The following is a 22,675-nucleotide window of genomic DNA, read 5'->3' as shown; positions in this document are numbered from 1 at the left end:
GGCGCACAGCAGTTCCATTTCAGCTCAGATGATGCACTTCCTGCAGTCCGTACACCGGCGTCGGGATGCCCTCGTAGCGCGCCTTCAACTGCAATGCCAAGTACAGCGAGTAGTGGCGCGACTGATGCAGATTGCCTCCGTGGAACCACAGCGCTTCCTGCTGCGTCGGCTTCCACATGTTGCGCTGCTCGCCTTCCCACGGTCCCGGATCCTTGGTGGTGTTCGACCCCAGGCCCCACACCTTGCCGACCTTGTCGGCGGTGTCCTGACCGATCAGATCCGCCACCCAGCCGTTCATCGAGCCGTAGCCGGTCGCGTAGACCACCACGTCGGCAGGCAATTCCGTACCGTCTTCGAGAATCACGCTGTTCTCGGTCAGCTCACGAACATTGCCGTGCGCGAGCTTGATGTCTCCATTGGCAACCAGTTCGGCAGCGCCGACATCGATGTAGTAGCCCGAGCCACGGCGTAGGTACTTCATGAACAGGCCCGAACCGTCGTCGCCCCAGTCGTGCTCGAAGCCCGCCTTCTCGAGGCGATCGTAGAAATCCTTGTCGCGCTCACGGATTGCGTCGTACACCGGGATCTGGAACTCGTGCATGATCCGGTACGGCAGCGAACCGAACGTGAGGTCCGCCTTGTGTGTCGTCATGCCGGCGGCCAGTGCCCGCTCCGAGTACAGATCGCCCAAGCCCAAATCCATCAGCGAATCCGACTTCACGATGTGCGTCGAGCTGCGCTGCACCATCGTGACGTCGATACCGTTCTCCCACAGTGCGCCGCAGATGTCGTGCGAGGAGTTGTTGGCCCCGATCACGACGACCTTCTTGCCCACGTACTGATCCGGGCCGGGGTGCTTGCTCGAGTGGTGCTGATCGCCGAGGAACTTGTCCTGCCCGGGGAACGTCGGAACGTTGGCCTTCCCGGACATACCCGTCGCCATCACCAACTGCTTGGGACGCAACGTCAGCTTCTCGCCGTTGCGGTTGACCTCGACGGTCCATTCCTGGGTCTTCTCGTCGAACGACGCCGAGGTGCAGGTCGTGGAACTCCAGTACGGAACCTCCATGACCTTGGTGTACATCTCGAGCCAGTCGCCGATCTTGTCCTTGGGCGCGAACACCGGCCAGTTGTCGGGGAACGGCATGTATGGCAGGTGGTCGTACCAAACCGGATCGTGCAGGCACAGGGACTTGTAGCGTCCGCGCCACTGATCGCCGGGTCGCTCGTGGCTGTCGATCACGATGGCCGGTACTCCGAGTTGGCGCATCCGGGCACCGAGGGCGATGCCGCCTTGGCCGCCGCCGACGATCACGACGTAAGGCTGTGTGGTGTAACCGAGTTCGCGGTCTTCGATCTCCTTCTGCTCGGCCCACGTGATGCGGTTCGGGTCTGCCCCATGCTTGGCGCCGCGCGGACGACGAGTGCCCTTGCCTTCTTCGTGTCCCTTCAACTCCTGCAGCGACGTCAGCAGGGTCCAACCTTCATCTCCCTTCAAACGAAGGTGCCCGTGCGCGCGACCGGTTGCAGTCTCGAACTCGATCCAGGCTGACGTGACGCCGTCGGCCTCGTCGGGTGTCTCGGTCGTCCGAAATCCCGAAGGATCGGTGTCGTCGAGTCGCGCGGAGAGCATGTCGGCGATCTGCTCGCGACCTTCGACGGTCTTGATGTTCCAGGTGAACGACACCAGGTCTCGCCAGAAGCTGTCGAGTGCGAATTTGCCTGCCACACGCTCGATGTCACGAGCCGCGAGGGCCGACTCGAAATCCGCCAGCCAGGCGTCGACGCGCTCCTGAGGTGTCACCGCCGTCAACTTCACCTCGGGGGTGACTGCGGAATCGATGGTTTGCGTCATCACTTCTCCTTGTTTGTGAATGTGACACACAGCACATCCCATAAGTGGCCCCGGTCACAAGCGTTGCAGTCTGTTGCAATCAGTGGACGCGGTGCCGGCGTCCGATACCGGTTACCCGCACCGAGGTGCGGGCAACCGACTCACCCCTCAGCAGGCTTGAATCTGCCGAGTCCCAGCGACTGAAATCCCACGACGTAGAACAGCGTCCACAACACGGCCCAATCCACGAAACCCAGTGCATTGCCGTGCAATCCGTCGACAACTGCCGGCTCGTGAAGAATGTACTCTGCCGCAAAGCGGTAATAGAACAAGAATGTGACCACCGCGAGCGCAAACGTGAGCAGCGCGCGGATCGCCAGGTTGACCCCGTCCGCAAAGCCCGTGGGTTTGTTACCGAAGGCGTTGGCCCAGAAGATCATCCAGAATGCCCAGCACACCCCGAGCTGCGCCGGGAATTGATGGATCACACCGCCCAACTCGGCAACGGCATCGCTTCCCACCAGCGCCTTCACGACCGGAAGTGCCACGAAGTACAAGCCGGTTCCCACGGCGAAGTTACCGATCGTGGCTGCGAGCGCCGTCTTACCCCCGCCGCCGAACAGTCGCCACGGCCAGTTGTCGAGCGTCTGGCCAGTCAGGATCACGACCACCACGACGCAGTAGAACCACCCGAGCACGGTGTCGACGGTCATCAACGGATCCGTGGCGGACAGCGATACGGACGGCAGACCGAACACGAAGTACAGCGTCAGCGTCGGGACGGCGACAAACGCGATCTCACACAAACCCACCAACGGCTGCTTCATCCCCAGGGAAGTCCACGGCCGATGCTGCCAGTTCAGGACCACCATCACCCAGGTCCCGAAGCCGAAGAGTACGAACAGCGCACCCGCGAAATATCCGAGGCCGCCCTCACGATCGGCCGCGAAATCCGGGTACAAACTCCCCAAGCCGTTTGCCAGGAGCCACGTCACGACGACGGCGAAGACCGCGGTCGCGACCATGATCGCCAGGCCTTTCGCCGGCTGCGGGAGTCGGTCGAAGCCGGCGAACTCGCAGTTGAAGCCGATGAACACAACAAAAAGGATTGCCCAGAAAAGCGCCGCGTTGAACGGCAGAGGATAGAAACTCCAGGGACTGGTGGTCGGATCGGCCAGAAGGTACCAACTCGCAACCGCCAGCACGAGAACGATCACGAGGTTCGCGATCCCGAACCCGATCCAGCGGCGTGACGGTTGTCGGCTCGGCGTGGCCGGTTCCGTGGGTGTGTCGACTGTAGCGGTCATGTTCCCTCTCCCAGATTGTCTCGCAAGATGATTCGCGAAGTGGTGGCGCAACTATGGAGCCGTCGCGCGGGATACCGGGAGGGTTGCCGAGGGTTGCAACCGCTGCCCCATTCTGCGGAATTGCAACACGGTGCAACCCTTCCGCATTGTGGTCGCCGTCACATACAAATCACTCACCGGTTCCCAGGCAACCGGTTCACTGCTTACGAGGAGAAACTGCATGAGCATCACGGGCAAGGTAGTACTGGTCACCGGCGCCGGCCAAGGCATCGGACGCGGAATCGCTCTCCGCCTCGCCCACGACGGCGCCGACATCGCGTTGGTCGACCTCGACCAAACCAAGCTGGATGCGGTTGCCGACGAGATCAGACAGATCGGCCGTCGTGCAACGACGTTTGTCGCCGACGTCAGCGATCGCGCGCGGGTTCACGCAGCCGTCGAACATGCACACCAGGAATTGGGCGGATTCGACGTCATCGTCAACAACGCGGGAATCGCTCTCGTCGGCCCGATCTCCGACGCGACGCCGGAAGAGGTCTCCAAGATCTGGAGCGTCAACGTCGACGGCGTCCTGTGGGGAATTCAAGCTGCAGCAGCAAAGTTCCAAGCTCTGGGTCAGCGCGGAAAGATCATCAACGCGTCATCCATCGCCGGTCACGACGGGTTCGCCATGTTAGGTGTTTACAGCGCAACAAAATTCGCGGTCAGGGCCCTCACTCAGGCTGCAGCCAAGGAATACGCGTCCGACGGAATCACCATCAACGCGTACTGCCCCGGCGTCGTGGGCACCGACATGTGGGTGACGATCGACAAGAGGTTCGCCGAATTGACCGGTGCACCAGAGGGCGCCACCTACGAGAAGTTCGTCGGCGGAATTGCGCTGGGTCGAGCTGAAACCCCCGACGATGTCGCCGGTTTCGTCTCGTACCTTTCCGGGCCCGATTCCGACTACATGACCGGTCAGGCCGGTCTCATCGACGGCGGCCTCGTCTACCGCTGACCGCGGTGTCTTCACTGAAAGCGGTGTCTTCGCTGAAAACGGTATCTTCGCTGAAAAAGCGGTTGCCCGAGCCCGCGATGCCGCCCGGCGAGGATCCTCGCGACTACGCGAGGACCCTCGCCGCGGTGTACGACGCGACGATGGCCGGAGACCGCGCACCGGCCCGCCCCAGGGACGTGGTCCGCCAATCGTGGCAACGCCTGCGCGAGTTAGGTATCGACCCCGAACACAACCGGGTCGAACCGTCCATGGACGTCGCCGAACTCGATCTCCGTCGTCGTGAGTCCGGACTGTACGACGTGCTCGACGACGTGACGCGTGGACTCGAATCAGTTACCGCGAGCGGTGAGAACATCATGGTCGTCGCAGATCTTCGCGGAACTGTACTGTGGCGCAGCGGGTCCCATCGAGTACTGGACCAAGCTGCGCGTCTGGGATTTGTCGAGGGTGCGAACTGGGCCGAGGACAGCGTCGGCACCAACGCCATCGGAACGGCATTGGTGTCACGACAAGCGGTTCAGATCTTCTCGGCGGAACACTATGCGCGCAGCCATCATCCGTGGACCTGCGCGGGGGCACCCATCCGCGATCCGCGGGACGACCGTGTCATCGGCGTCGTCGACATCAGTGGTCCCGCCAAGACCGTCCACCCCACCACACTCGCTCTGGTCGACGCCGTCGCACGCCTCGCGCAATCACACCTGCGCGACAAGCATCGGGACAATCTCGATCAATTGCGTTCTGTTGCAGGGCCGATGCTTGCACGTAGCGGATCACCGGCATTGGTGATCGATACTCATGGCTGGGTAGCGGCGGTCGATGCGCTACCTCATCGCTCGCGCGTGCTGCTCCCCGCGGCTTTGGCTCCCGGCAGGACGTGGTTCCCCGCTTTGGGTCTGTGCGAACTGGATCCACTTCCCGGCGGGTGGGTGGTCCGGCCGATCGCCACCGGCGAGAAAATCAGTGCGCCCACGGTGCATATCGATCTGCGCGATTCCGAGAACATGTCGGTGACCGTCACGTCGGGGTTGGGCGAATGGGCCTACTCCCCGACCCAGCGGCATGCGGAGATTCTGTTTCTCCTCGGATCCGAGAGGCGTGGACTGACCGCATCGCGGTTGGCGCAGGATCTTTTCGGTGACCCGGCCCGCACGGTGACCGCGCGGGCCGAGATGTCGCGTCTGCGCAAGAACCTTGCCGGAGTTGTTGCAGCGCAGCCGTACCGGTTCGTCGATGCAGCGCACGTCACGCTTTCCTGCCCCGACGACGGTGCACATCTGTTGCCGTTCTCGAACGCCCCGGCAGTTCGTGCCGCTCGCCTTACTCAGGCCGGTTCGGAGGCCTGAGTAAGCAACTGCAGAAACACCTCTTCGGGTTGAGCGCCGGATACTGCGACCGCACGGTTGGCGACGAAGAACGGAACGCCGCTGACCTGCAGTTGGCGGGCCATGGACAGATCTTCGCGAACAGCCTCGGCTGCGGCATCGGAGCCCAGTTGCTCGCGCACGACGTCGGCGTCGAGGCCGACGCTCACGGCCAGCTCGACCAGCACCTCACGGTCGTCGATCACCTTGCCGTCGCTGAAGTGCGCTTTGAACAGCGCTTCGAGGAGTTCGTTCTGCCGCTCACCCGCGAGATGCAGCAACCTGTGCGCATCAAAGGTGTTGGCGGCGATCACGGTGTCGAAGTCCAAGGTCAAGCCGACCTCGGCTGCCGTCGCGCTGACGTGGGCGAACATCTGACGTACCTGTTCAGGCGCCATCCCCTTCATCTCGACCAAGGCGTCGAGTTCGGTTCGTCCCTCTCCCACCGGGGTCTCCGGAGCGAGCTGGTACGAGCGCCAGATGACGTTGACGCGGTCCTTGTTCTCGAAACGATCCAGAGCCGAAAGAAACCTGGTCTTTCCGATGTAGCACCACGGACAAGCGACGTCAGACCACACTTCGATGGTCACGTCTTGGTCAATCACGATTTGATCAGTCACCGACGGTGCAACAACGAACAGGGCCGGGATTAGTCCCGGCTCACGTCACGAGGTCACAGAATCACGTGACCAGACCACACCGGAACGCGATCAACGACGCACTCACCCGGTTGGGCACACCGAGCTTGGCGAACAACGAGGAGATATGCGTCTTGACGGTGGTCTCACCGAGGTACAGCCGCTCCGCGATGACGCTGTTGGCCGCGCCTGTCGCCAGGATTGTCAGCACTTCGCGCTCACGCTCGGTGAGCGAAGCGAGGGGAGTCAGGTCGGGTGCTTGCCGACGCGGCGCCGAGGCCACGATGGCACGTAGAGAATCGGAGCTGAACAACGAGTGGTCCGACGCCACCACCCGTACTGCCTGCTGGAACGCCTGTGGGGCCGCGTCCTTGCTCAGAAAGCTGTGCGCGCCCGCCTCGACCGCCTGCACGACCATGTCGTCGACGTCGAAGGCGGTCATCGCAATGACCTTCGGCGGATTGCTCATGGTCATCAACTCTCGGGTGGCCTCCAAGCCACCGACCCGTGCCATCTTCAGATCCATCAGCACCACGTGCGGACGAAACCGAGTGACTTTGGCTGCGACCTGATCGCCGTCCTCGGCCTCGGCAACCACCACGATGTCCGGCGCTGCTTCCAGGATGTCCTTCATTCCGCGCCGAACCCAGGCGTCGTTGTCGACGATCAAAACTGTGATGCGCGAGTCAGCGTCCATAGTGCGCTCAGATTACCCAGAGCCCCCGACAGTCGGAGGGTGGGAGGGTTACGACGACCAGGGCACCCAGCAACTGACGAGGAAATCGTCCCCCAGCGCGCCTGCCTCCACCTTGCCGCCGATTTCTCTTGCCTGTTCGGCCAACCCGCGTAAGCCGGACCGCGAACCGATCGACGTCATGGGTGCAAGCTCGCTCAGCTTGTTGCGTGCGAGGATACGAATTCCGTCGTGCGGCGACCCGGTCACCGAAACGACGAGCATCTGGTCGCTCGCGTACTTCTGGACGTTGGTCAACGATTCCTGAACGACGCGATAACAGACGTGCCCCGCCAGCATTCCGACATCACCCGGGAGCAACTCCGATTCGAGACGGCAGTGGATGCCTGCCGCGCGTGCACTGTTGACCAGGTCACCGATCGCGTCGATCCCCTGGTGCCCACCGTGTTCGCGGCGATCGCCGCTTCCCCTGAGCACTCCGACGATTCCCTTCAATTCGTCCAAAGCCTCGTGCGCGGTGGTTCTGATCATCGCTGCGGTGTTGACGACCTTCTCGGGATTGTCTGCCGCGCTGACCTGCAACCCGCCGGCGAACAATGAGATCCGGCTCAAACTGGCCGCGATCGTGTCGTGCATGTCGCGAGCGATCCGCGTTCGTTCCTCGGTGCGAATCATCTCGTCGCGCATCACATCGGTTTTCTCGGTGGCAAGATCCCGTACGTGCTCTGCCTCGACGAGTTCGGTTCTGGTCCGAATCAGGAGCGAGAGCGCCACGACGATGCCGACCATGACGGCTGCGACGAGCCACGGGATCCAGATGGCGACGTCGTATTGAACAACCGCCGAACCGTCCTTGGGTTTCATCGTTCCCATCGTGAGAACGGAGTACTCACGATTGCGAAAAGCGTCGTAGGTCAACGAAATTCCGCACGCGACGAAGACAGCTGCCGCAGCGGCAGCAAGCCGAGGCCCACGCGCGATCCGAGCAACGGCGAACAATGCGATGAGCGCCGCCGTCGCATCGGTGGGGAAGAACAACGGGCCGACCAGCGTGATCGCCAGAACCACCCAGGGATACTGATGGCGCCACACAAGCGATATCCCACCGGCCACGCCCAGGACGAACCCGATACCGACCAATACCGGTGGCATATTTCCCGACGCGCCTGCGATGCCCACCGTCATGAAGGAACAGAAAAGGCTGAACGCGACAGCGGCGGTAGTCCATACGCGTCGTCGCACAACGGTTCCTTTGGTGGTGATCACCGAGCAAGCGTATCCACCGCCACCGACGCCTCGAATCAGCCGAACGGGTGGACGAACCGCCAGGCTCCGACCGAAAGGATGAGGCGGACCGATCTTTCGACCGAAGCGGTGAGCAGTCCTCACATCGTTGACTTGTGCCATACCAACTCTCGAAAGGCGCACATCATGCGATCACTCCGCACTCCCCTCGCCCTCCTCGCCGTCGGCGCAGCCCTGTTCGCAACCATCGCCTCGGGCGAGACCGACGAAGCGAAGAAGGTCGACGACAACGGTTCTTCCGCCGCACCTGCGGCCGCCTTCGGAATCGGTGACGTCGTCGAACTGGGCGACTGGCGCGTCCAGGTACACGGCGTCGTCGATCCCTACGTCTCGACCAATCAGTTCATCACCGCTGATCCCGGAAACCGCTACGTCGTGGTCGACACCGAGGTCACCAACAACAGTGACAAGCCGTCGACGGTCTCGTCGATGATGTGCTTCGAACTGCAGGACTCGGCAAACAAGTCGTACAACATCACGTTCACCGACAGCAGCACTTCGAGTGTCGACGGAGAGCTCGCGCCGGGCGCTGCCAAACGAGGCGAATTGGCGTACGAGGTCCCCGAAGCCGCCACCGGTCTGCGCCTTCAGTTCAAGTGCGATCTGTTCTCGTCCGGCTCGGCAACCATCAACCTGTCGTGAACCGTCCGGGCGATCTGCTGCTGAATCCGTGGGCACTGGTCTCGGTGGCCGTCATCTTGATCAACGACCACGTACTCAAAGGGGCATTCGGGAACACGATGACGGGCAAGCTGTCCGACGTTGCCGGTGTGTTCCTGCTTCCCCTGCTTCTGCTCTCGGTTCTCGAGGTGCTCAGGCGAAGTCTGGTGGGGCGAGCAGCGATCGCCTGGTCCATCGCAGTCACGGGGATCGGCTTCGCCGCCGTGAAGGTGATATCGCCGATCGGCGACGCATACGAGTGGGTGATCGGGTTTCTCCGCCTGACCGCAGGAGGATTCCGCGGAGATCTCTTGCCGATCCTGGTCTATCGCGATCCCTCGGACCTGTGGGTGCTCCCGATCCTGTTCGCGAGCTATCTGGTCGTCACACACCACCGCACTCGGGCGCCGGAGGGGGCGCCCGAGCGCGAGATGATCAGTCCAGGGCCGCATCCAACGTGATGTCGACGCCGGTCAGTGCCTTGCTGACCGGGCAGGTTTCCTTGGCCGCCTGGGCAACCTTGGCAAAACCGTCGGCGTCGAGGCCGTCGACCTCGGCGCGAACGGTGAGCTTGATTCCGGTGAGCTTGAATCCGACCGTGTCGGGGCCGAGTGACACGTCCGCGGTGATGTCGAGGCTCTGGGGGGTCCCGCCGGCCTCGGCGATCAGGGCCGACAACTGCATCGCGTAGCAGGACGAATGCGCCGCGGCGATGAGTTCCTCGGGGCTGGTGGTTCCGCCGGCCTCCTCAGCTGCGCGCTTGGGGAACGACACGTCGAAGGTGGCGACGCCCGAGCTGGTGAGTTCCACCTGTCCCGATCCGGCCTCGAGGGTGCCGTTCCAGGCGGTGCGTGCGGTACGAGTTGGCATTGCTGTCCCTACTTCCGTCTTCACATGATTCGGTGAACGCCTTGCGATCACGAACCTACCCGCGATACGTGAAGTCACACCTACTGTTTCGGGCGGGACTACCCGAGGAGCGTCGCGGACAGCAGTTTCTCGACGCGGGCCTGCGCGGAGTTCTCCGAGGAAAAGTGCACAATTCGGCCGATGTCGAAGACCAGTCCGAGCGCCGCGTGGACGAGGAACCGCGCTTGGACGATCGTCAACTCCGGACGCGCCTCGACACACAAGTGCGCCCACTCCTCGACGTTCAAACGCTGAATGTTGCGCAACTCGGTCCGTGATCGATCCGGCAAGCTGCCGATCTCGGCAAAGTACACGGCCAACAGTTCGCTGGTTCCGAACGAAACCTCGACGTACATCTTCGCCAACGTCTCGACGGCCGCGAGAGGAGTCTCCGACTCAGCCAACGCCGAGCCCAACGTCATAGTCAGACGATCGGACGCACGGTGGAAGGCCGCAGCAAGAAGGTCGGCCTTGCTCGCGAAGTGCCGATACACACTCGACGCGTTGATACCCGCCGCGGCACCGATCTCCTCGATGCTCACGTCGTGGTAGCCGCGCTGATAGAACAGCAACACTGCTTCCTGAAGCAGCACTTCGCGTTTCGACGTCCGTACGAGGCCTGTTTTGCGTTCGGACGCCCCTGCCCTCGCGCCGTCCTCCTCGGCAGCGGGCAATTCGACGCCGATGACGGACCAGCATGCCGCAAGAATCAGCGCTTCGATCTGCTTGCCGGACAACGCGGATCGATGACCGGTGATACTGGCGATCACACTGAGCACGGCGGGCGCGATGAGTTCTACATCCGCCGGGTCGAGTTCCGGACGAACCGCTCCCAGCGGCTCGGCGATCCGAAGATTGAGCGTGCGCATTCCCACCCGCAATTGCTCACGATCCTCGTCGACCAGATACCTGCCCTCCCATCGGTAGAGCCCTCCCCGGCGCCGATTCTCGATCGTCGCGCGGATGACACCCACCATCGTGGAGTTCAACTGCTCGCGTGGATTTTCGTTTCCGTGCACAGCTGGATCGCTGGCATCCAACAACGCCTGCGTCAGGTTGTTCACGGTGTAGACGAACAGGGCGTATTTCGTGGGGAAATGACGATAGAGGGCCGGACCGGAAATTCCGACCTTCGCTGCGATCTCGTCGATGCCCACCGCGTGGTAGCCACGTTCGCTGAATGCTTCCGCAGCAGCGGCCGCGATTTGCGCCTTCCGATTCTTCGGACGCGTCCGTGGTGCAGGGTCGCCGCCACGCACGGAGACGCGTGTCTGTCCGGGCACCTGACCCTCCACTTCCGTTGCTTTCTCTTGCACTGCCTTCGTCCGCTGCACCGCACTTCCACGGGCGCGAGTCCGAACGGATCATGTTAACCGTCGCGAAGGTCGCAATTCGCGCCCGGTACTGCTTCACCCGAAACCCTACAACGCCGTTGTAGCGGCGGACGGATTCCGGAAAAAGAGTCTTGACACCCGCTCTCTCAGCGGTGTTATGTTAGTGACGATTCGCACAACCTCGCACGTAGTCCGCTGGCGGGCTCGTTCCCTGCGGCGTGAAGTTTTCTTCGCCCGCAAGAGGGTTCGATGCCGAATGACCGACCGTAAGAAAGTAGTTGTGAGCAGATGATTCGCACTCGCTTCACCGAAATGTTCGGCGTTGACCATCCCATCGTGCAAGGGGGCATGATGTGGGTGGGACGGGCAGAACTTGTTGCGGCCACGGCAAATTCCGGCGCCCTCGGGTTCTTGACGGGCCTCACTCAACCCGCACCGGAAGACCTCGTCAAGGAAATTGCTCGAACCCGCGATCTCACCGACAAGCCTTTCGGCGTCAATCTCACTATTCTGCCGTCGATCACGCCGCCGCCGTACGCCGAATACCGCCAGGCGATCATCGAATCCGGGATCAAGATCGTCGAAACCGCCGGTTCCAATCCGATCGATCATCTTCCGCATTTCAAGGACGCGGGCGTGAAGGTTATCCACAAGTGCACTGCAGTTCGACATGCGGTCAAAGCCGAGAGACTGGGCGTCGACGCCGTCAGCATCGACGGCTTCGAATGCGCCGGGCACCCAGGCGAGGACGACATACCAGGGCTCATTCTGATTCCGGCGGCCACGCAGCAACTCACGATTCCGGTGATCGCTTCAGGCGGAATCGCAGATTCACGTGGACTCGTCGCGGCGCTTGCGCTCGGAGCAGACGGCGTCAACATGGGAACTCGCTTCATGTGTACCGTGGAATCCCCTGTCGCACAATCGGTTAAAGAGCAGATTGTCGCAAACACCGAACGCGACACCAAGCTGATCTTCCGGACCCTTCACAACACCGCGCGCGTAGCCGCGAATGCGATCAGTGCCGAGGTCGTCGACATCGAAGCACGTGGCGACGCGCAGTTCAGCGACATTCAGCATCTGGTAGCCGGAGCCCGCGGACGCAAGGTCTTCGAGGACGGCGACCTCGATGCAGGCATCTGGTCCGCCGGACAGAGCCAAGGATTGATCAACGACATCCCGACCGTCGCAGACATGATCGACCGCATGGTCTCGGAGGCCGAACACCTCATCACCTCACGGCTTTCCGGATTCGTCACGGCTGTGAGCGCGGCATGACCGCCACCGCCGAGACGGGCTTTCGCTCCGAAATCACCGACGGTGTACTGCGATTGACCTTCGACCGCCCGAAGCGGATGAACGCGATCGATCTGCCCACGATGACTGCTTTCGCAGCTGCCGTCCACGACGGCGGCGCAGACCCGGCCGTTCGCACCATCGTCATCACCGGATCCGGTCGAGCGTTCTGCACCGGAGCCGACCTCGCCGCAGCGGCCGTCAACCCCGCAGACCCGAAAGTCGTCATGGATGCGGCGACTTCGCTGATTCGCGCCATCACCAGCGCCCCGGTCCCGGTGATCGCCGCGGTCAACGGCCCGGCCGCCGGCGTCGGCGTGTCCATCGCTCTAGCCGCGGACCTGACGTACGCCGCATCGAGCGCCTATTTCCTCCTCTCCTTCGTCAACATCGGCTTGATGCCCGACGGCGGCGCCAGTGCGTTGGTACCGGCAGCGATCGGACGCGCCCGAGCGGCCGAGATGGCATTGCTGGGCGAGCGAGTTTCCGCCGAGGACGCAGAGCGGTTCGGGCTCGTGTCCCGCACCGTCGCCGACGACGCGTTCGACGCACTCGTCGACTCCGTCGTCGATCGCACGTCGAAGGCTCCCCGACGCGCCCTCGAACTCACCAAGCGCGCACTCAATGCGGCGACACTGGACCGCCTCGATGCTGCGCTGGAGCTCGAAAATACCGGTCAGGCAGAACTTCTCACTGGCGAGGACTTCAAAGAAGGCGCGATGGCGATGCTGCAGAAACGCGCGCCCCACTTCAAGTAATCACTGCGAATTTTCGTTAACAAAACCACTGTACGAATCGACGGCTCACTGTAGCCTGAGTCACACAATCACCCACGCATGAGAGGAACCCATCGATGGCCTCCACCGATGCAGTCTCCGAGGCGCAGCGTTCACGCCGCACCAACTGGAACAATCAGATCGCCAGGCATGCGCAGATGATTCCCGATCGCACCGCACTGCGATTCCTGGGCGATTCCATCACCTGGAGCACCCTCGACGCACGCGTCGAGAAGCTGGCGGACGCTCTTGCCCGACGCGGCGTCAGCTTCGGCGACCGCGTGCTCATCCTGATGCTCAACCGCCCCGAATACCTCGAGGTCGTGCTCGCGACCAACGCACTGGGCGCCATCGCTGTTCCGGTGAACTTCCGTCTGACACCACCCGAGGTCGCTTATCTGGTAAACGACTCCGGCTCCAAAGTCATTGTCGCCGAAGGACCGTTGGCTCCGTTGGCCGGAGCTGCGCGAGCCGCGTCCGAGGGTATCGACATCTCCATCACCGTAGGCGCCCCCGCCGAGGGTGACAGCCTGAATTACGAGGACTTGATCAGCGAAGAGGGCGAGTCGCACGCGTTCGTCGACATCCCGGACGACACTCCTGCACTCATCATGTACACCTCGGGAACCACCGGTCGCCCCAAGGGCTCGGTGCTCTCCCACTCCAACCTGTCTTCGCAAGCATTGACCTGTATCAGGGCCTTCCACCTGTTCAATGCCGATTCCATCGGCTTCTGTGCGTCGCCCATGTTCCACATCGCAGCCCTCGGTTCCATAGCGCCGAGCCTGCAACTCGGCACGACCACGGTGATCCATCCGGTCGGCGCATTCGACCCGGGTCAACTACTCGACATTCTGGAAGCCGAGAAGGTCACCAGCTTGTTCCTCGTGCCCGTGCAATGGCAGGCCGTGTGCGCAGTACAGAAGGCGCAACCTCGAGCACTGTCGCTGAAGAACATCTCGTGGGGCGCCGCACCGTCGTCCGATACGATCCTGCGGGCAATGGCCGAAACCTTCCCGGACGCATTCAATGTCGCGGTCTTCGGTCAGACCGAGATGTCGCCCATCACTTGCGTTCTCGACGGCGAGGATGCGATTCGTAAGCTCGGATCCGTCGGTCGGGTCATCCCGACCATCTCGGCCAGGGTCGTCGACGAGAACATGGACGACGTGGCACCCGGTGAAATCGGTGAAATCGTCTACCGCGGGCCCACGATGATGAGCGAATACTGGAACAACCCCACCGCCACCGCTGACGCCTTCCACGGTGGATGGTTCCACTCCGGCGATCTCGTTCGAGTCGACGACGAAGGCTTCGTCTACGTCGTGGATCGCAAGAAGGACATGATCATCTCCGGCGGAGAGAACATCTACTGCGCGGAGGTGGAAAACGTTCTCTACGAACACGAATTGATCGTCGAAGCGGCCGTCGTCGGTCGCCCCGACACCAAGTGGGGCGAGGTGCCGGTAGCGATCGTCGCGATGGCGCCAGGTTCAGCCGTGGACCTGACCATCGAGGAGCTGAGCAGCTTCCTCAACGATCGTCTCGCGCGCTACAAGCACCCGAAGGACATCGTCGTCGTGGAAGCACTGCCGCGCAATGCAAGCGGCAAGGTCGTCAAGGGTGAACTGCGAGAGAAGGTTCGAGCGGTCGACGCAGTTTCCTGACTTCACACGCAAACGGGCGGCACCTCCAGCGAGGTGCCGCCCGTTTGTGTGTGCCCGTCAAGCGCTCTGCGAATGCAACTTCCGATGCAGTTCTCGCACCAGCGGAACCAACTCCGGCACCGGGCCTTCGACCGGGACGTTCGGCGCAACCTCGTTGACGGACAGAGACTTCACCGGCGCCGGGGACACACCCCACTCCGCGAGCCAGTCGCCGAGTTGGGCCGAAGAGCAGATGTAGACGATCCGTCCGAGGCCCACCCACGCGTGCGCGGCCGAACACATCGCGCAGTGCTCTCCCGAGGTGAACACCGTTGCCGTCGAACGCTCTTCCGGCGTCAGGTACTGGGCCGCCCACCGAGCCAGCTCGAACTCGGGGTGGCGAGTGTTGTCGCCGCCCGCGATCCGGTTTCGATCTTCCGCCAGAAATGTTCCGTCGGCCGCTGCCAGGACGGAACCGAAAGGTTCGTCGCCCGCATCCAATGCTTCCGTTGCCAATTCGACGCAACGACGCAGGTGACCCAGTTCGATGTCGTTCATGTGTACGCCCTCTCCCGTGATACACGAAACGGGCGGCACCGGTGAGGTGCCGCCCGTTCGTTACCTACTCTGCTGTACTAGTCTGCTGCGCTTTCGCTTTCGCCGGCCTTGGTCAGCTCGATCGGCGGTGCGTCCGGCACGTCGATCGGCTTCTTGGTAGGCGTGAACGTGAACTTCGCGTCCTCGCCCGAGCCTTCGCCGTCCCAGTTCTCGACGTCGACGAGCACGATGTGGCCGGGTCCGATCTCTCCGAAGAGGATCTTCTCGGACATCTGGTCCTCGATCTCGCGCTGGATGGTGCGACGCAGCGGTCGTGCACCCAGTACCGGATCGAATCCGCGCTTGGCCAGAAGCGACTTGGCCTTGTCGGTGACCTCCATGGCCATGTCCTTGTTCTTGAGTGCCGCCTCGACGCGAGCGAGCATCAGGTCGACCATCTGAACGATCTGCTCGTTCGTGAGCTGATGGAAGACGACGATGTCGTCGATACGGTTCAAGAACTCGGGACGGAAGTGCTTCTTCAGCTCGTCGTGAACCTTGAGCTTCATGCGCTCGTAGTTCGACTCCGTGCCCGTTCCCGAGCTGAAGCCCAGGCCGACTGCCTTGGAGATGTCAGACGTACCGAGGTTGGACGTGAAGATCAGCACCGTGTTCTTGAAGTCGACGGTACGTCCCTGACCGTCGGTGAGACGGCCGTCCTCGAGCACCTGCAGGAGGGTGTTGTAGATCTCCTGGTGTGCCTTCTCGATCTCGTCGAACAGCACGACGCTGAACGGCTTGCGGCGCACCTTCTCGGTGAGCTGGCCGCCCTCTTCGTATCCGACGTACCCGGGAGGGGCACCGAACAGACGCGAAGCGGTGAAGCGGTCGTGGAACTCGCCCATGTCGATCTGGATCAGAGCGTCGTCGTCACCGAACAGGAAGTTGGCGAGCGACTTCGCGAGCTCCGTCTTACCGACACCGGACGGGCCGGCGAAGATGAACGAGCCCGAGGGACGCTTGGGATCCTTCAGACCTGCACGCGTACGACGGATCGCCTTCGAGACGGACTTGACCGCCTCTTCCTGGCCGATGATCCGCTTGTGCAGTTCCTCTTCCATGCGGAGCAGACGAGTGGTCTCCTCCTCGGTGAGCTTGAAGACGGGGATACCGGTCCAGTTGCCCAGAACCTCGGCGATCTGCTCGTCGTCGACCTCGGCAATGACGTCCAGGTCGCCCGCACGCCACTGCTTCTCACGCTCAGCGCGCTGAGCAACGAGGGTCTTCTCCTTGTCACGCAGGTTCGCAGCCTTCTCGAAGTCCTGCGCGTCGATCGCGGACTCCTTCTCGCGACGCGCGTCGGCGATGCGATCGTCGAATTCGCGCAGGTCCGGCGGTGCAGTCATCCGACGGATGCGCATTCGCGCGCCCGCCTCGTCGATGAGGTCGATCGCCTTGTCCGGCAAGAAGCGGTCGTTGATGTAGCGGTCGGCCAGCGTCGCCGCTGCCACGAGAGCACCGTCCGTGATGGAGACACGGTGGTGAGCCTCGTAGCGGTCACGAAGACCCTTGAGGATCTCGATGGTGTGCTCGACGGTCGGCTCGCCCACCTGAACGGGCTGGAAACGACGCTCGAGAGCAGCATCCTTCTCGATGTACTTGCGGTACTCGTCGAGCGTGGTGGCACCGATGGTCTGCAGCTCACCGCGAGCAAGCTTGGGCTTGAGGATGGAGGCCGCGTCAATAGCGCCCTCGGCCGCGCCCGCACCCACGAGGGTGTGCAGCTCGTCGATGAACAGGATGATGTCGCCGCGGGTGTTGATCTCCTTGAGAACCTTCTTCAGGCGCTCTTCGAAGTCACCGCGGTAACGGCTGCCGGCCACGAGCGACCCGAGGTCGAGCGTGTACAGCTGCTTGTCCTTGAGGGTCTCGGGGACCTCACCGTTGACGATTGCCTGAGCCAGGCCCTCGACCACAGCGGTCTTACCGACACCGGGTTCACCGATGAGAACCGGGTTGTTCTTGGTACGACGCGAGAGAACCTGCATGACACGCTCGATTTCCTTCGAGCGGCCGATGACCGGGTCCAGCTTGCCTTCGAGGGCAGCTTGCGTCAGGTTGCGACCGAACTGGTCGAGCACGAGCGAGGTGGACGGCGTGCCGGCCTCTCCGCGGGTGCCACCGGTTTCGGTGGGCTCTTTGCCCTGGTAGCCCGACAGCAGCTGGATGACCTGCTGGCGGACGCGGTTGAGATCGGCACCGAGCTTGACCAGAACCTGGGCTGCTACGCCCTCACCCTCACGGATGAGACCGAGCAGGATGTGCTCCGTACCGATGTAGTTGTGTCCGAGCTGCAGCGCTTCGCGCAGACTCAGCTCGAGGACTTTCTTGGCGCGCGGTGTGAAGGGGATGTGACCGGACGGAGCCTGCTGGCCCTGGCCGATGATCTCCTCGACCTGGCTGCGGACTCCCTCGAGGGAGATACCCAACGACTCCAACGACTTGGCTGCGACACCTTCGCCCTCGTGAATGAGGCCGAGAAGGATGTGCTCCGTGCCGATGTAGTTGTGGTTGAGCATCCTGGCTTCTTCTTGAGCCAGGACAACAACGCGCCGCGCGCGATCGGTGAACCTCTCGAACATCGCTCTCCCTCACACTCTCCGGCGGGCAGGTTCGAGACCGGATGTCTCGTCCCTGGTCGCCGCGTTTCGCTCCGGCACTACAGACTGATCGCCTCGCCGGTCAGCGGACTGACGTCCACGAATCGACAAAGGTTGCACGACCCCACTTATTACTCTAGAGGGCGCGAAGTCCACCTGCTGCTCCTCCACCCGATTGGCGGCGGAAGCCGGACTGCTTACCGTTCACAACGTCGCAGCTGAGGGAATCGTTTCCCGGTTCCTGTACGCCTGAAGCGAACAGCGATTTTCGACGCCTGATCAGCCGAATATCGGGAGTACCCGAGCGCACGGCACCTCACGCGGATTCGACGGATCCAGCGCGTTGAGCGTCAGAGTCGCCGTTCGCTGCGACGCCACCAGCGCGATGTGATCCGACAGGTCCTGTTCGCAACCGTCCTGAACAACTATGTTCGACGCGTTCGACGCGACCAGTATTCCGCTGCTGTACGGAACGACCACTTGATCGAACCGAGTCACGATGTTGGTGTACTCGACGTCATCGGAGTAGACGCCCGCGTCGCGCAGTTCGGTGACGAAGCTGGCGTTGTCGAAATCCGGTCCCCCGACGCCTTCCGGCGGGCCGACCTCCGAGCCGTCCCACATCGGAGCGATGGAGACGATCTTGGAAACGTGCGTGTCACCGCCGAGGAACTTGGCGTAGTAGGCACTGACCGTCGTCCCCTGGGAGTGCCCGATCAGGTCGACCTTCGAGGCACCCGTCGCAGAGAGAACGTCGTCGACGAAGTCCGACAGCTGCCCTGCGCTGTCTCCGAGTGGTGCGAGACCGCCGGCTGCGGAAATCGGCCACGGCTGGTCCGTTCGATTCCCGAAGGTGAGCGCAAAAACGCAGTATCCCTCGTTGGCCAGTACGGGTGCGAGTACGCCCCAATTGGTCTGACGGTTGGCCGCCGTCCCGTGCACCAGGACGACTGGATCAGGATGAGCAGCGGAAGGCGTGCACGAGAAGTCGTTGGTGCCAGGGGCCGATCCGCCCGGGTTGGTCGCTTCGAGGGCGATTCCACTGAGGAAACCGGACGGGACGGGAAGAGGTTCGTTCGCCGACGCAAGAGACGGCGCGGACACGGCCACGGCTCCCGCCACAGCGAGAGCGCCCACGCATGTTCGAATCCCCACCGAAGGCCTCCGCATAGTGATCAACCCACGACGGGCAATACCGAGTTGCACGGTACCGGCCGCTGATGCGCGGGGTCGAGTGCATTGAGAGCAAAAGTCGCGGCGCGCAGCGATGCCGCGATGGCGAGGTGATCGGAGATGTCTTGCTCACAACCGTCCTGGACGACGATGTTGGTGGCGTTCGGCCCAGGCTCCAGCCCATTTGTATACGGCAGCACCAGTTCGTCGTAGCGGGTGGTGATGTTCGTATAGTGAACACCCGGCGCGTAAACGCCTCCCGCACGGAGATTTTCGATGAACTCCGAGCCTGCCCCCATGTTCAGACATGCCTTGCAGATCGGGAATCCGGCCTGCGCTGCCTCGGATACCCCGAGTTCGCGAAGGCTGCGGCCGACACTTGCCTGCTCGTTTCCGAGCGTTCCCTTCCACAGCGACGCCACCGAGACGATGTTGTCCACTTTGTCGGCACCACCGAGGAACTTCGCGTAGTACCCGTTGATGATGGTGCCCTGGGAATGTCCGATCAGATCTACCGATGTAGCACCCGTGGCATCAAGTACTTGATCGACAAAATTCGACAATTGCGCTGCACTGGAAGGAATTTCCTGCATTCCACCGATGGCCGACAACGGCCACGGCTGCTCGGGGAAGTTGCCGTATGTCAGCGCGAAGACGCAGTAGCCCTCGTTGGCGAGCAACGGCGCATAGGTGGCCCAGTTGGTCTGCCTGTTTCCACCCGTTCCGTGAACGAGCACAACCGGATTGGGATGTTCGGCAGTCGGTTTACACGAAAAGTCATTGGATCCAGGAGCTGAACCGCCAGGATTTCCCAACTCCTGAGGAACACCGGCAAGGAAGGCATTGGGCACGGGCAACGGGGCCTGAGCCGAAGCCACGGAGGTGAACCCGACGAGCATCAGAGCGGCAAGAACCACGCCCCCGAACAACCTGTTTCTGTGCACGACCGACTCCTCTACGAGAGATGCGAACCGTGCAGACGCTAACAAACTAGAACGCGTTATCAATCCGTTTCGGCAAAATGCGCCCGAATCCATTCGCGATCCATTTCAGACGGCCTTTTCGTAGGCTCGGCGCACCTCGGTGGAAATACGACCGCGGGCCGAAATCTCGAAGCCTGCACCCTTGGCCCATTCGCGGATGGCGGCACTCTGATCGCGGTCCGCAACGGGACGGGATTTGGTCACCGCTCCGTTGACTGATTTGGCGGAATTCGACTTTCTCGCATGAGGAATCCACTTTTTCAGTGCATCGCGCAGTTCCGCGGCGTGGGCGGCGGTGAGATCGATTTCGTAAGCAACTCCGTCGACGGAAAACTCCACAGTTTCGTCGGCGGGCGATTTTTTGTCCAGATCGTCAACCATCGTGACAACAACCTTTTTCACCACGACCATTCCTCCCCAGATCCTTCGATAAGCAGCGACAATAGCACCTGGACAAACGTCCTGTCTCGGCTCGTCAGGATGATTGGGACTGATCTCCGCCGGGTATGCCAGTCGACTTGTCTTGCGACAAAGACAGTGCCGATACATTCTTTGCGGCGCATCGGGGGATGCATCCAGACGGGGGAATCATGACAGACGACGGCTCGAGAAAAGACCTCTACCGAGCGCAATCTTCGCCTCCAAGAACGGCACTCTCGCCAGTATCGCTTACGGCGGACCCACGAATTTCACCATCTCCGGACGCCCGGCGATCCGGTACACCCCAACCGTCACAAATATCCCGGCGGACAACGAATGCGATCCGCCCTCAGCACAATTCGATGTCGTCACCACACCCGGATACTCCACAGCCGAGGTCATGGTCTTCCTTGTCCAGTCGGATCGGGGACTACCTGACGCACTCAACCAGGGCACGATCGACCAAATCATCGCAACAATTCGAGAGTCCGAAACTCGGGCGACCGCGCATGGATGAATCCTTTGCCGCAGGCGAATGTCGTTGGGAACTATCGAATACCTTGGGAGCGCCTCAACTGAAAAAGGTTCGGCCGCAACATGTGCGGCCGAACCTTGATCGAAGTAAAGCTAGCGAGCGGACGGACGAACGATCGGGAAGAGGATCGTCTCGCGAATACCGAGACCAGTCAAAGCCATCAGCAGTCGATCGATTCCCATGCCGGTGCCGGTGGTCGGCGGCATGCCCTGTTCCATCGCGGCGAGGAACTCCTCGTCCAGCACCATCGCTTCGTCGTCGCCTGCCGACGCGAGGCGCGCCTGGTCGACAAAGCGCTCACGCTGGATGACCGGGTCGACAAGTTCGGAGTAGCCGGTCGCCAACTCGAATCCGCGGATGTACAGGTCCCACTTCTCGGTGACACCCTTCTTGCTGCGGTGATCACGGGTCAGCGGCGATGTCTCGACCGGGAAGTCACGGACGAACGTCGGCACGTACAGCTGATCGCCGCACTGGTGTTCCCACAGTTCCTCGACGAGCTTGCCGTGGCCGTAGCCCTTGTCCTTGGGAACCTCGAGGCCGACCTTCTCCGCCAGAGCGAGAAGCTCGTCGACCGTCGTATCCGGCGTGACCTCGGTGCCGATGGCAGCCGACAGCGACGGGTACATCTCGAGAACCTGCCACTCGCCACTGACGTCGTACTCGGAACCGTCGGCGAGGGTGAGGACCTGCGTGCCGAATGCTTCCTGCGCAACTTCCTGGACGAGTTCACGAATCATCTTTGCGGAATCGTCGTACGTGCCGTAGGCCTCGTACGTCTCGAGCATTGCGAACTCGGGCGAGTGGGTGGAGTCGACGCCCTCGTTACGGAAGTTGCGGTTGATCTCGAAGACCTTCTCGATACCGCCGACGACGCAACGCTTGAGGAACAGTTCCGGCGCGATACGCAGGTACAGGTCGATGTCGAGGGCGTTCGAATGCGTGACGAACGGGCGAGCTGCCGCGCCGCCGTGCAGCGTCTGCAGCATCGGCGTCTCGACCTCGAGGAAGCCGCGGCTCTCGAGTGCATTGCGCAGCGCACGGACAACAGCGACACGCTTGCGGGCGTTGTCCCGAGCCTCGGGGCGAACGATCAGATCCGCGTAGCGCTGACGCACCCGGGACTCTTCGCTCATTTCCTTGTGAGCAACCGGCAGGGGGCGCAGCGACTTGGACGCGATCTGCCACGCGTCGGCCATCACGCTGAGCTCGCCGCGACGGGAGCTGATGACCTCACCGTGGATGAAGACGAAGTCGCCGAGGTCGACGTCGGACTTCCAGGCAGCCAGTGCCTCTTCGCCGACGCCGGCGAGGCTGATCATGGCCTGCAGCTGGGTACCGTCGCCTTCCTGCAGAGTCGCGAAGCACAACTTGCCGGTGTTGCGCATGAAGATGACGCGGCCGACGACGCCGACCAGCACGCCAGTCGCCGTGTCCGGCTCGAGTTCCGGGTACTCCGCGCGGATCTGCGCGAGCGTGTGGGTGCGATCGACCGAAACCGGGTACGCCTCCTGCCCCTGCGCGAGGATCCGTTCACGCTTCTCGCGCCGGATACGGAGCTGCTCGGGGGTGTCGTCGACTGGCTGGGCTTCTACATCACTCAC

Annotated in this window: 21 protein-coding genes; 8 read left to right on the top strand and 13 right to left on the bottom strand. The window is 62.3% G+C overall.

Annotated elements, in window-relative coordinates; translation table 11 throughout:
- Positions 1-19: 19 nt before the first annotated feature.
- Positions 20-1,855: a flavin-containing monooxygenase gene (locus tag AC1Q6C_RS23195; RefSeq protein WP_007726929.1), complete on the bottom strand. Its 1,836-nt coding sequence runs from the start codon at positions 1,853-1,855 to the stop codon at positions 20-22.
- Between the two features lie 140 nt (positions 1,856-1,995).
- Entirely contained in the window at positions 1,996-3,141 is a 1,146-nt protein-coding gene (locus AC1Q6C_RS23190; protein ID WP_230359479.1) for a hypothetical protein, read from the bottom strand.
- A gap of 220 nt (positions 3,142-3,361) precedes the next feature.
- Between AC1Q6C_RS23190 and AC1Q6C_RS23185 the strand changes: the two genes are divergently transcribed.
- Together AC1Q6C_RS23185 and AC1Q6C_RS23180 are read left to right on the top strand one after the other, a co-directional pair.
- On the top strand, positions 3,362-4,141 hold the full coding sequence (locus AC1Q6C_RS23185; RefSeq protein WP_230359478.1) for an acetoin reductase: 780 nt from the start codon (positions 3,362-3,364) through the stop codon (positions 4,139-4,141).
- Between the two features lie 77 nt (positions 4,142-4,218).
- Positions 4,219-5,487 carry a GAF domain-containing protein gene (locus tag AC1Q6C_RS23180; RefSeq protein ID WP_020968367.1) on the top strand — a complete coding sequence of 423 codons (1,269 nt, stop codon included), beginning with the start codon at positions 4,219-4,221 and terminating at the stop codon, positions 5,485-5,487.
- On the opposite strand, the gene AC1Q6C_RS23175 is transcribed toward AC1Q6C_RS23180, so the two are convergent.
- The 3 genes from AC1Q6C_RS23175 to AC1Q6C_RS23165 form a co-directional block, all read right to left on the bottom strand.
- Positions 5,466-6,095, bottom strand: a complete 630-nt coding sequence (locus AC1Q6C_RS23175; protein ID WP_228232432.1) for a DsbA family oxidoreductase — start codon at positions 6,093-6,095, stop codon at positions 5,466-5,468. The genes AC1Q6C_RS23180 and AC1Q6C_RS23175 overlap by 22 nt on opposite strands.
- Before the next feature lie 91 nt (positions 6,096-6,186).
- Positions 6,187-6,840 (bottom strand): response regulator, encoded by a 654-nt coding sequence (locus tag AC1Q6C_RS23170; RefSeq protein ID WP_042451934.1) that lies wholly within the window; start codon positions 6,838-6,840, stop codon positions 6,187-6,189.
- Between the two features lie 48 nt (positions 6,841-6,888).
- Positions 6,889-8,244, bottom strand: coding sequence for a sensor histidine kinase (locus AC1Q6C_RS23165; RefSeq protein WP_230359477.1), 1,356 nt, complete (start codon positions 8,242-8,244; stop codon positions 6,889-6,891).
- 24 nt (positions 8,245-8,268) lie between these two features.
- On the opposite strand from AC1Q6C_RS23165, the gene AC1Q6C_RS23160 reads away from it, so the two are divergent.
- Together AC1Q6C_RS23160 and AC1Q6C_RS23155 are read left to right on the top strand one after the other, a co-directional pair.
- The gene (locus AC1Q6C_RS23160) at positions 8,269-8,784 is read left to right on the top strand and encodes a DUF4352 domain-containing protein (RefSeq protein ID WP_003945701.1); all 516 of its coding nucleotides are present in this window, start codon (positions 8,269-8,271) and stop codon (positions 8,782-8,784) included.
- The gene (locus tag AC1Q6C_RS23155) at positions 8,781-9,263 is read left to right on the top strand and encodes a hypothetical protein (protein ID WP_042923589.1); all 483 of its coding nucleotides are present in this window, start codon (positions 8,781-8,783) and stop codon (positions 9,261-9,263) included. The genes AC1Q6C_RS23160 and AC1Q6C_RS23155 overlap by 4 nt, the downstream gene beginning before the upstream one ends.
- On the opposite strand, the gene AC1Q6C_RS23150 is transcribed toward AC1Q6C_RS23155, so the two are convergent.
- Both AC1Q6C_RS23150 and AC1Q6C_RS23145 read right to left on the bottom strand, forming a co-directional pair.
- Positions 9,238-9,672, bottom strand: coding sequence for an OsmC family protein (locus AC1Q6C_RS23150; RefSeq protein ID WP_007726950.1), 435 nt, complete (start codon positions 9,670-9,672; stop codon positions 9,238-9,240). The genes AC1Q6C_RS23155 and AC1Q6C_RS23150 overlap by 26 nt on opposite strands.
- Positions 9,673-9,770: 98 nt before the next feature.
- Positions 9,771-10,994: a TetR/AcrR family transcriptional regulator gene (locus AC1Q6C_RS23145; RefSeq protein WP_230359476.1), complete on the bottom strand. Its 1,224-nt coding sequence runs from the start codon at positions 10,992-10,994 to the stop codon at positions 9,771-9,773.
- 339 nt (positions 10,995-11,333) lie between these two features.
- Here AC1Q6C_RS23145 and AC1Q6C_RS23140 point away from each other — a divergent pair, with 339 nt between their 5' ends.
- The 3 genes from AC1Q6C_RS23140 (at position 11,334) to fadD5 (ending at position 14,784) form a co-directional block, all read left to right on the top strand.
- Positions 11,334-12,323, top strand: coding sequence for an NAD(P)H-dependent flavin oxidoreductase (locus AC1Q6C_RS23140; RefSeq protein ID WP_492666832.1), 990 nt, complete (start codon positions 11,334-11,336; stop codon positions 12,321-12,323).
- A complete protein-coding gene (locus AC1Q6C_RS23135; protein WP_003945899.1) occupies positions 12,320-13,099 on the top strand; it encodes an enoyl-CoA hydratase in 780 nt (259 codons plus the stop codon). The genes AC1Q6C_RS23140 and AC1Q6C_RS23135 overlap by 4 nt, the downstream gene beginning before the upstream one ends.
- A gap of 95 nt (positions 13,100-13,194) precedes the next feature.
- Positions 13,195-14,784: a fatty-acid--CoA ligase FadD5 gene (fadD5, locus tag AC1Q6C_RS23130; protein WP_042451945.1), complete on the top strand. Its 1,590-nt coding sequence runs from the start codon at positions 13,195-13,197 to the stop codon at positions 14,782-14,784.
- A gap of 57 nt (positions 14,785-14,841) precedes the next feature.
- On the opposite strand, the gene AC1Q6C_RS23125 is transcribed toward fadD5, so the two are convergent.
- From AC1Q6C_RS23125 to AC1Q6C_RS23105, 5 genes are all read right to left on the bottom strand, one after another.
- Entirely contained in the window at positions 14,842-15,321 is a 480-nt protein-coding gene (locus AC1Q6C_RS23125) for a nucleoside deaminase (protein ID WP_054187906.1), read from the bottom strand.
- A gap of 77 nt (positions 15,322-15,398) precedes the next feature.
- Positions 15,399-17,942: an ATP-dependent Clp protease ATP-binding subunit gene (locus AC1Q6C_RS23120; protein WP_133727743.1), complete on the bottom strand. Its 2,544-nt coding sequence runs from the start codon at positions 17,940-17,942 to the stop codon at positions 15,399-15,401.
- Between the two features lie 297 nt (positions 17,943-18,239).
- Positions 18,240-19,130, bottom strand: a complete 891-nt coding sequence (locus AC1Q6C_RS23115; protein ID WP_492666831.1) for an esterase/lipase family protein — start codon at positions 19,128-19,130, stop codon at positions 18,240-18,242.
- 5 nt (positions 19,131-19,135) lie between these two features.
- The gene (locus AC1Q6C_RS23110) at positions 19,136-20,032 is read right to left on the bottom strand and encodes an esterase/lipase family protein (protein ID WP_047269726.1); all 897 of its coding nucleotides are present in this window, start codon (positions 20,030-20,032) and stop codon (positions 19,136-19,138) included.
- A gap of 150 nt (positions 20,033-20,182) precedes the next feature.
- Positions 20,183-20,521 carry a histone-like nucleoid-structuring protein Lsr2 gene (locus tag AC1Q6C_RS23105; RefSeq protein ID WP_003945673.1) on the bottom strand — a complete coding sequence of 113 codons (339 nt, stop codon included), beginning with the start codon at positions 20,519-20,521 and terminating at the stop codon, positions 20,183-20,185.
- Between the two features lie 79 nt (positions 20,522-20,600).
- Between AC1Q6C_RS23105 and AC1Q6C_RS23100 the strand changes: the two genes are divergently transcribed.
- A complete protein-coding gene (locus tag AC1Q6C_RS23100; RefSeq protein ID WP_054826784.1) occupies positions 20,601-21,053 on the top strand; it encodes a DUF8017 domain-containing protein in 453 nt (150 codons plus the stop codon).
- Between the two features lie 110 nt (positions 21,054-21,163).
- On the opposite strand, the gene lysS is transcribed toward AC1Q6C_RS23100, so the two are convergent.
- Positions 21,164-22,675, bottom strand: a complete 1,512-nt coding sequence (lysS, locus tag AC1Q6C_RS23095) for a lysine--tRNA ligase (RefSeq protein WP_003945834.1) — start codon at positions 22,673-22,675, stop codon at positions 21,164-21,166.

The sequence above is a fragment of the Rhodococcus sp. MT28 genome, from assembly GCF_058792695.1.
Note: the sequence above shows the minus strand (reverse complement) of the source record. Positions and strands in the feature narration are given on the sequence as shown.

Coding starts and splice junctions, on each gene's coding strand:
- AC1Q6C_RS23180 (WP_020968367.1), top strand. CDS start 4,219: ATGCCGCCCGGCGAGGATCCTCGCGACTACGCGAGGACCCTCGCCGCG.
- AC1Q6C_RS23110 (WP_047269726.1), bottom strand. CDS start 20,032: ATGCTCGTCGGGTTCACCTCCGTGGCTTCGGCTCAGGCCCCGTTGCCC.
- AC1Q6C_RS23120 (WP_133727743.1), bottom strand. CDS start 17,942: ATGTTCGAGAGGTTCACCGATCGCGCGCGGCGCGTTGTTGTCCTGGCT.
- AC1Q6C_RS23190 (WP_230359479.1), bottom strand. CDS start 3,141: ATGACCGCTACAGTCGACACACCCACGGAACCGGCCACGCCGAGCCGA.
- AC1Q6C_RS23135 (WP_003945899.1), top strand. CDS start 12,320: ATGACCGCCACCGCCGAGACGGGCTTTCGCTCCGAAATCACCGACGGT.
- AC1Q6C_RS23115 (WP_492666831.1), bottom strand. CDS start 19,130: ATGCGGAGGCCTTCGGTGGGGATTCGAACATGCGTGGGCGCTCTCGCT.
- AC1Q6C_RS23185 (WP_230359478.1), top strand. CDS start 3,362: ATGAGCATCACGGGCAAGGTAGTACTGGTCACCGGCGCCGGCCAAGGC.
- AC1Q6C_RS23170 (WP_042451934.1), bottom strand. CDS start 6,840: ATGGACGCTGACTCGCGCATCACAGTTTTGATCGTCGACAACGACGCC.
- AC1Q6C_RS23165 (WP_230359477.1), bottom strand. CDS start 8,244: ATGGCACAAGTCAACGATGTGAGGACTGCTCACCGCTTCGGTCGAAAG.
- AC1Q6C_RS23125 (WP_054187906.1), bottom strand. CDS start 15,321: ATGAACGACATCGAACTGGGTCACCTGCGTCGTTGCGTCGAATTGGCA.
- AC1Q6C_RS23140 (WP_492666832.1), top strand. CDS start 11,334: ATGATTCGCACTCGCTTCACCGAAATGTTCGGCGTTGACCATCCCATC.
- AC1Q6C_RS23150 (WP_007726950.1), bottom strand. CDS start 9,672: ATGCCAACTCGTACCGCACGCACCGCCTGGAACGGCACCCTCGAGGCC.
- AC1Q6C_RS23195 (WP_007726929.1), bottom strand. CDS start 1,855: ATGACGCAAACCATCGATTCCGCAGTCACCCCCGAGGTGAAGTTGACG.
- AC1Q6C_RS23160 (WP_003945701.1), top strand. CDS start 8,269: ATGCGATCACTCCGCACTCCCCTCGCCCTCCTCGCCGTCGGCGCAGCC.
- fadD5 (WP_042451945.1), top strand. CDS start 13,195: ATGGCCTCCACCGATGCAGTCTCCGAGGCGCAGCGTTCACGCCGCACC.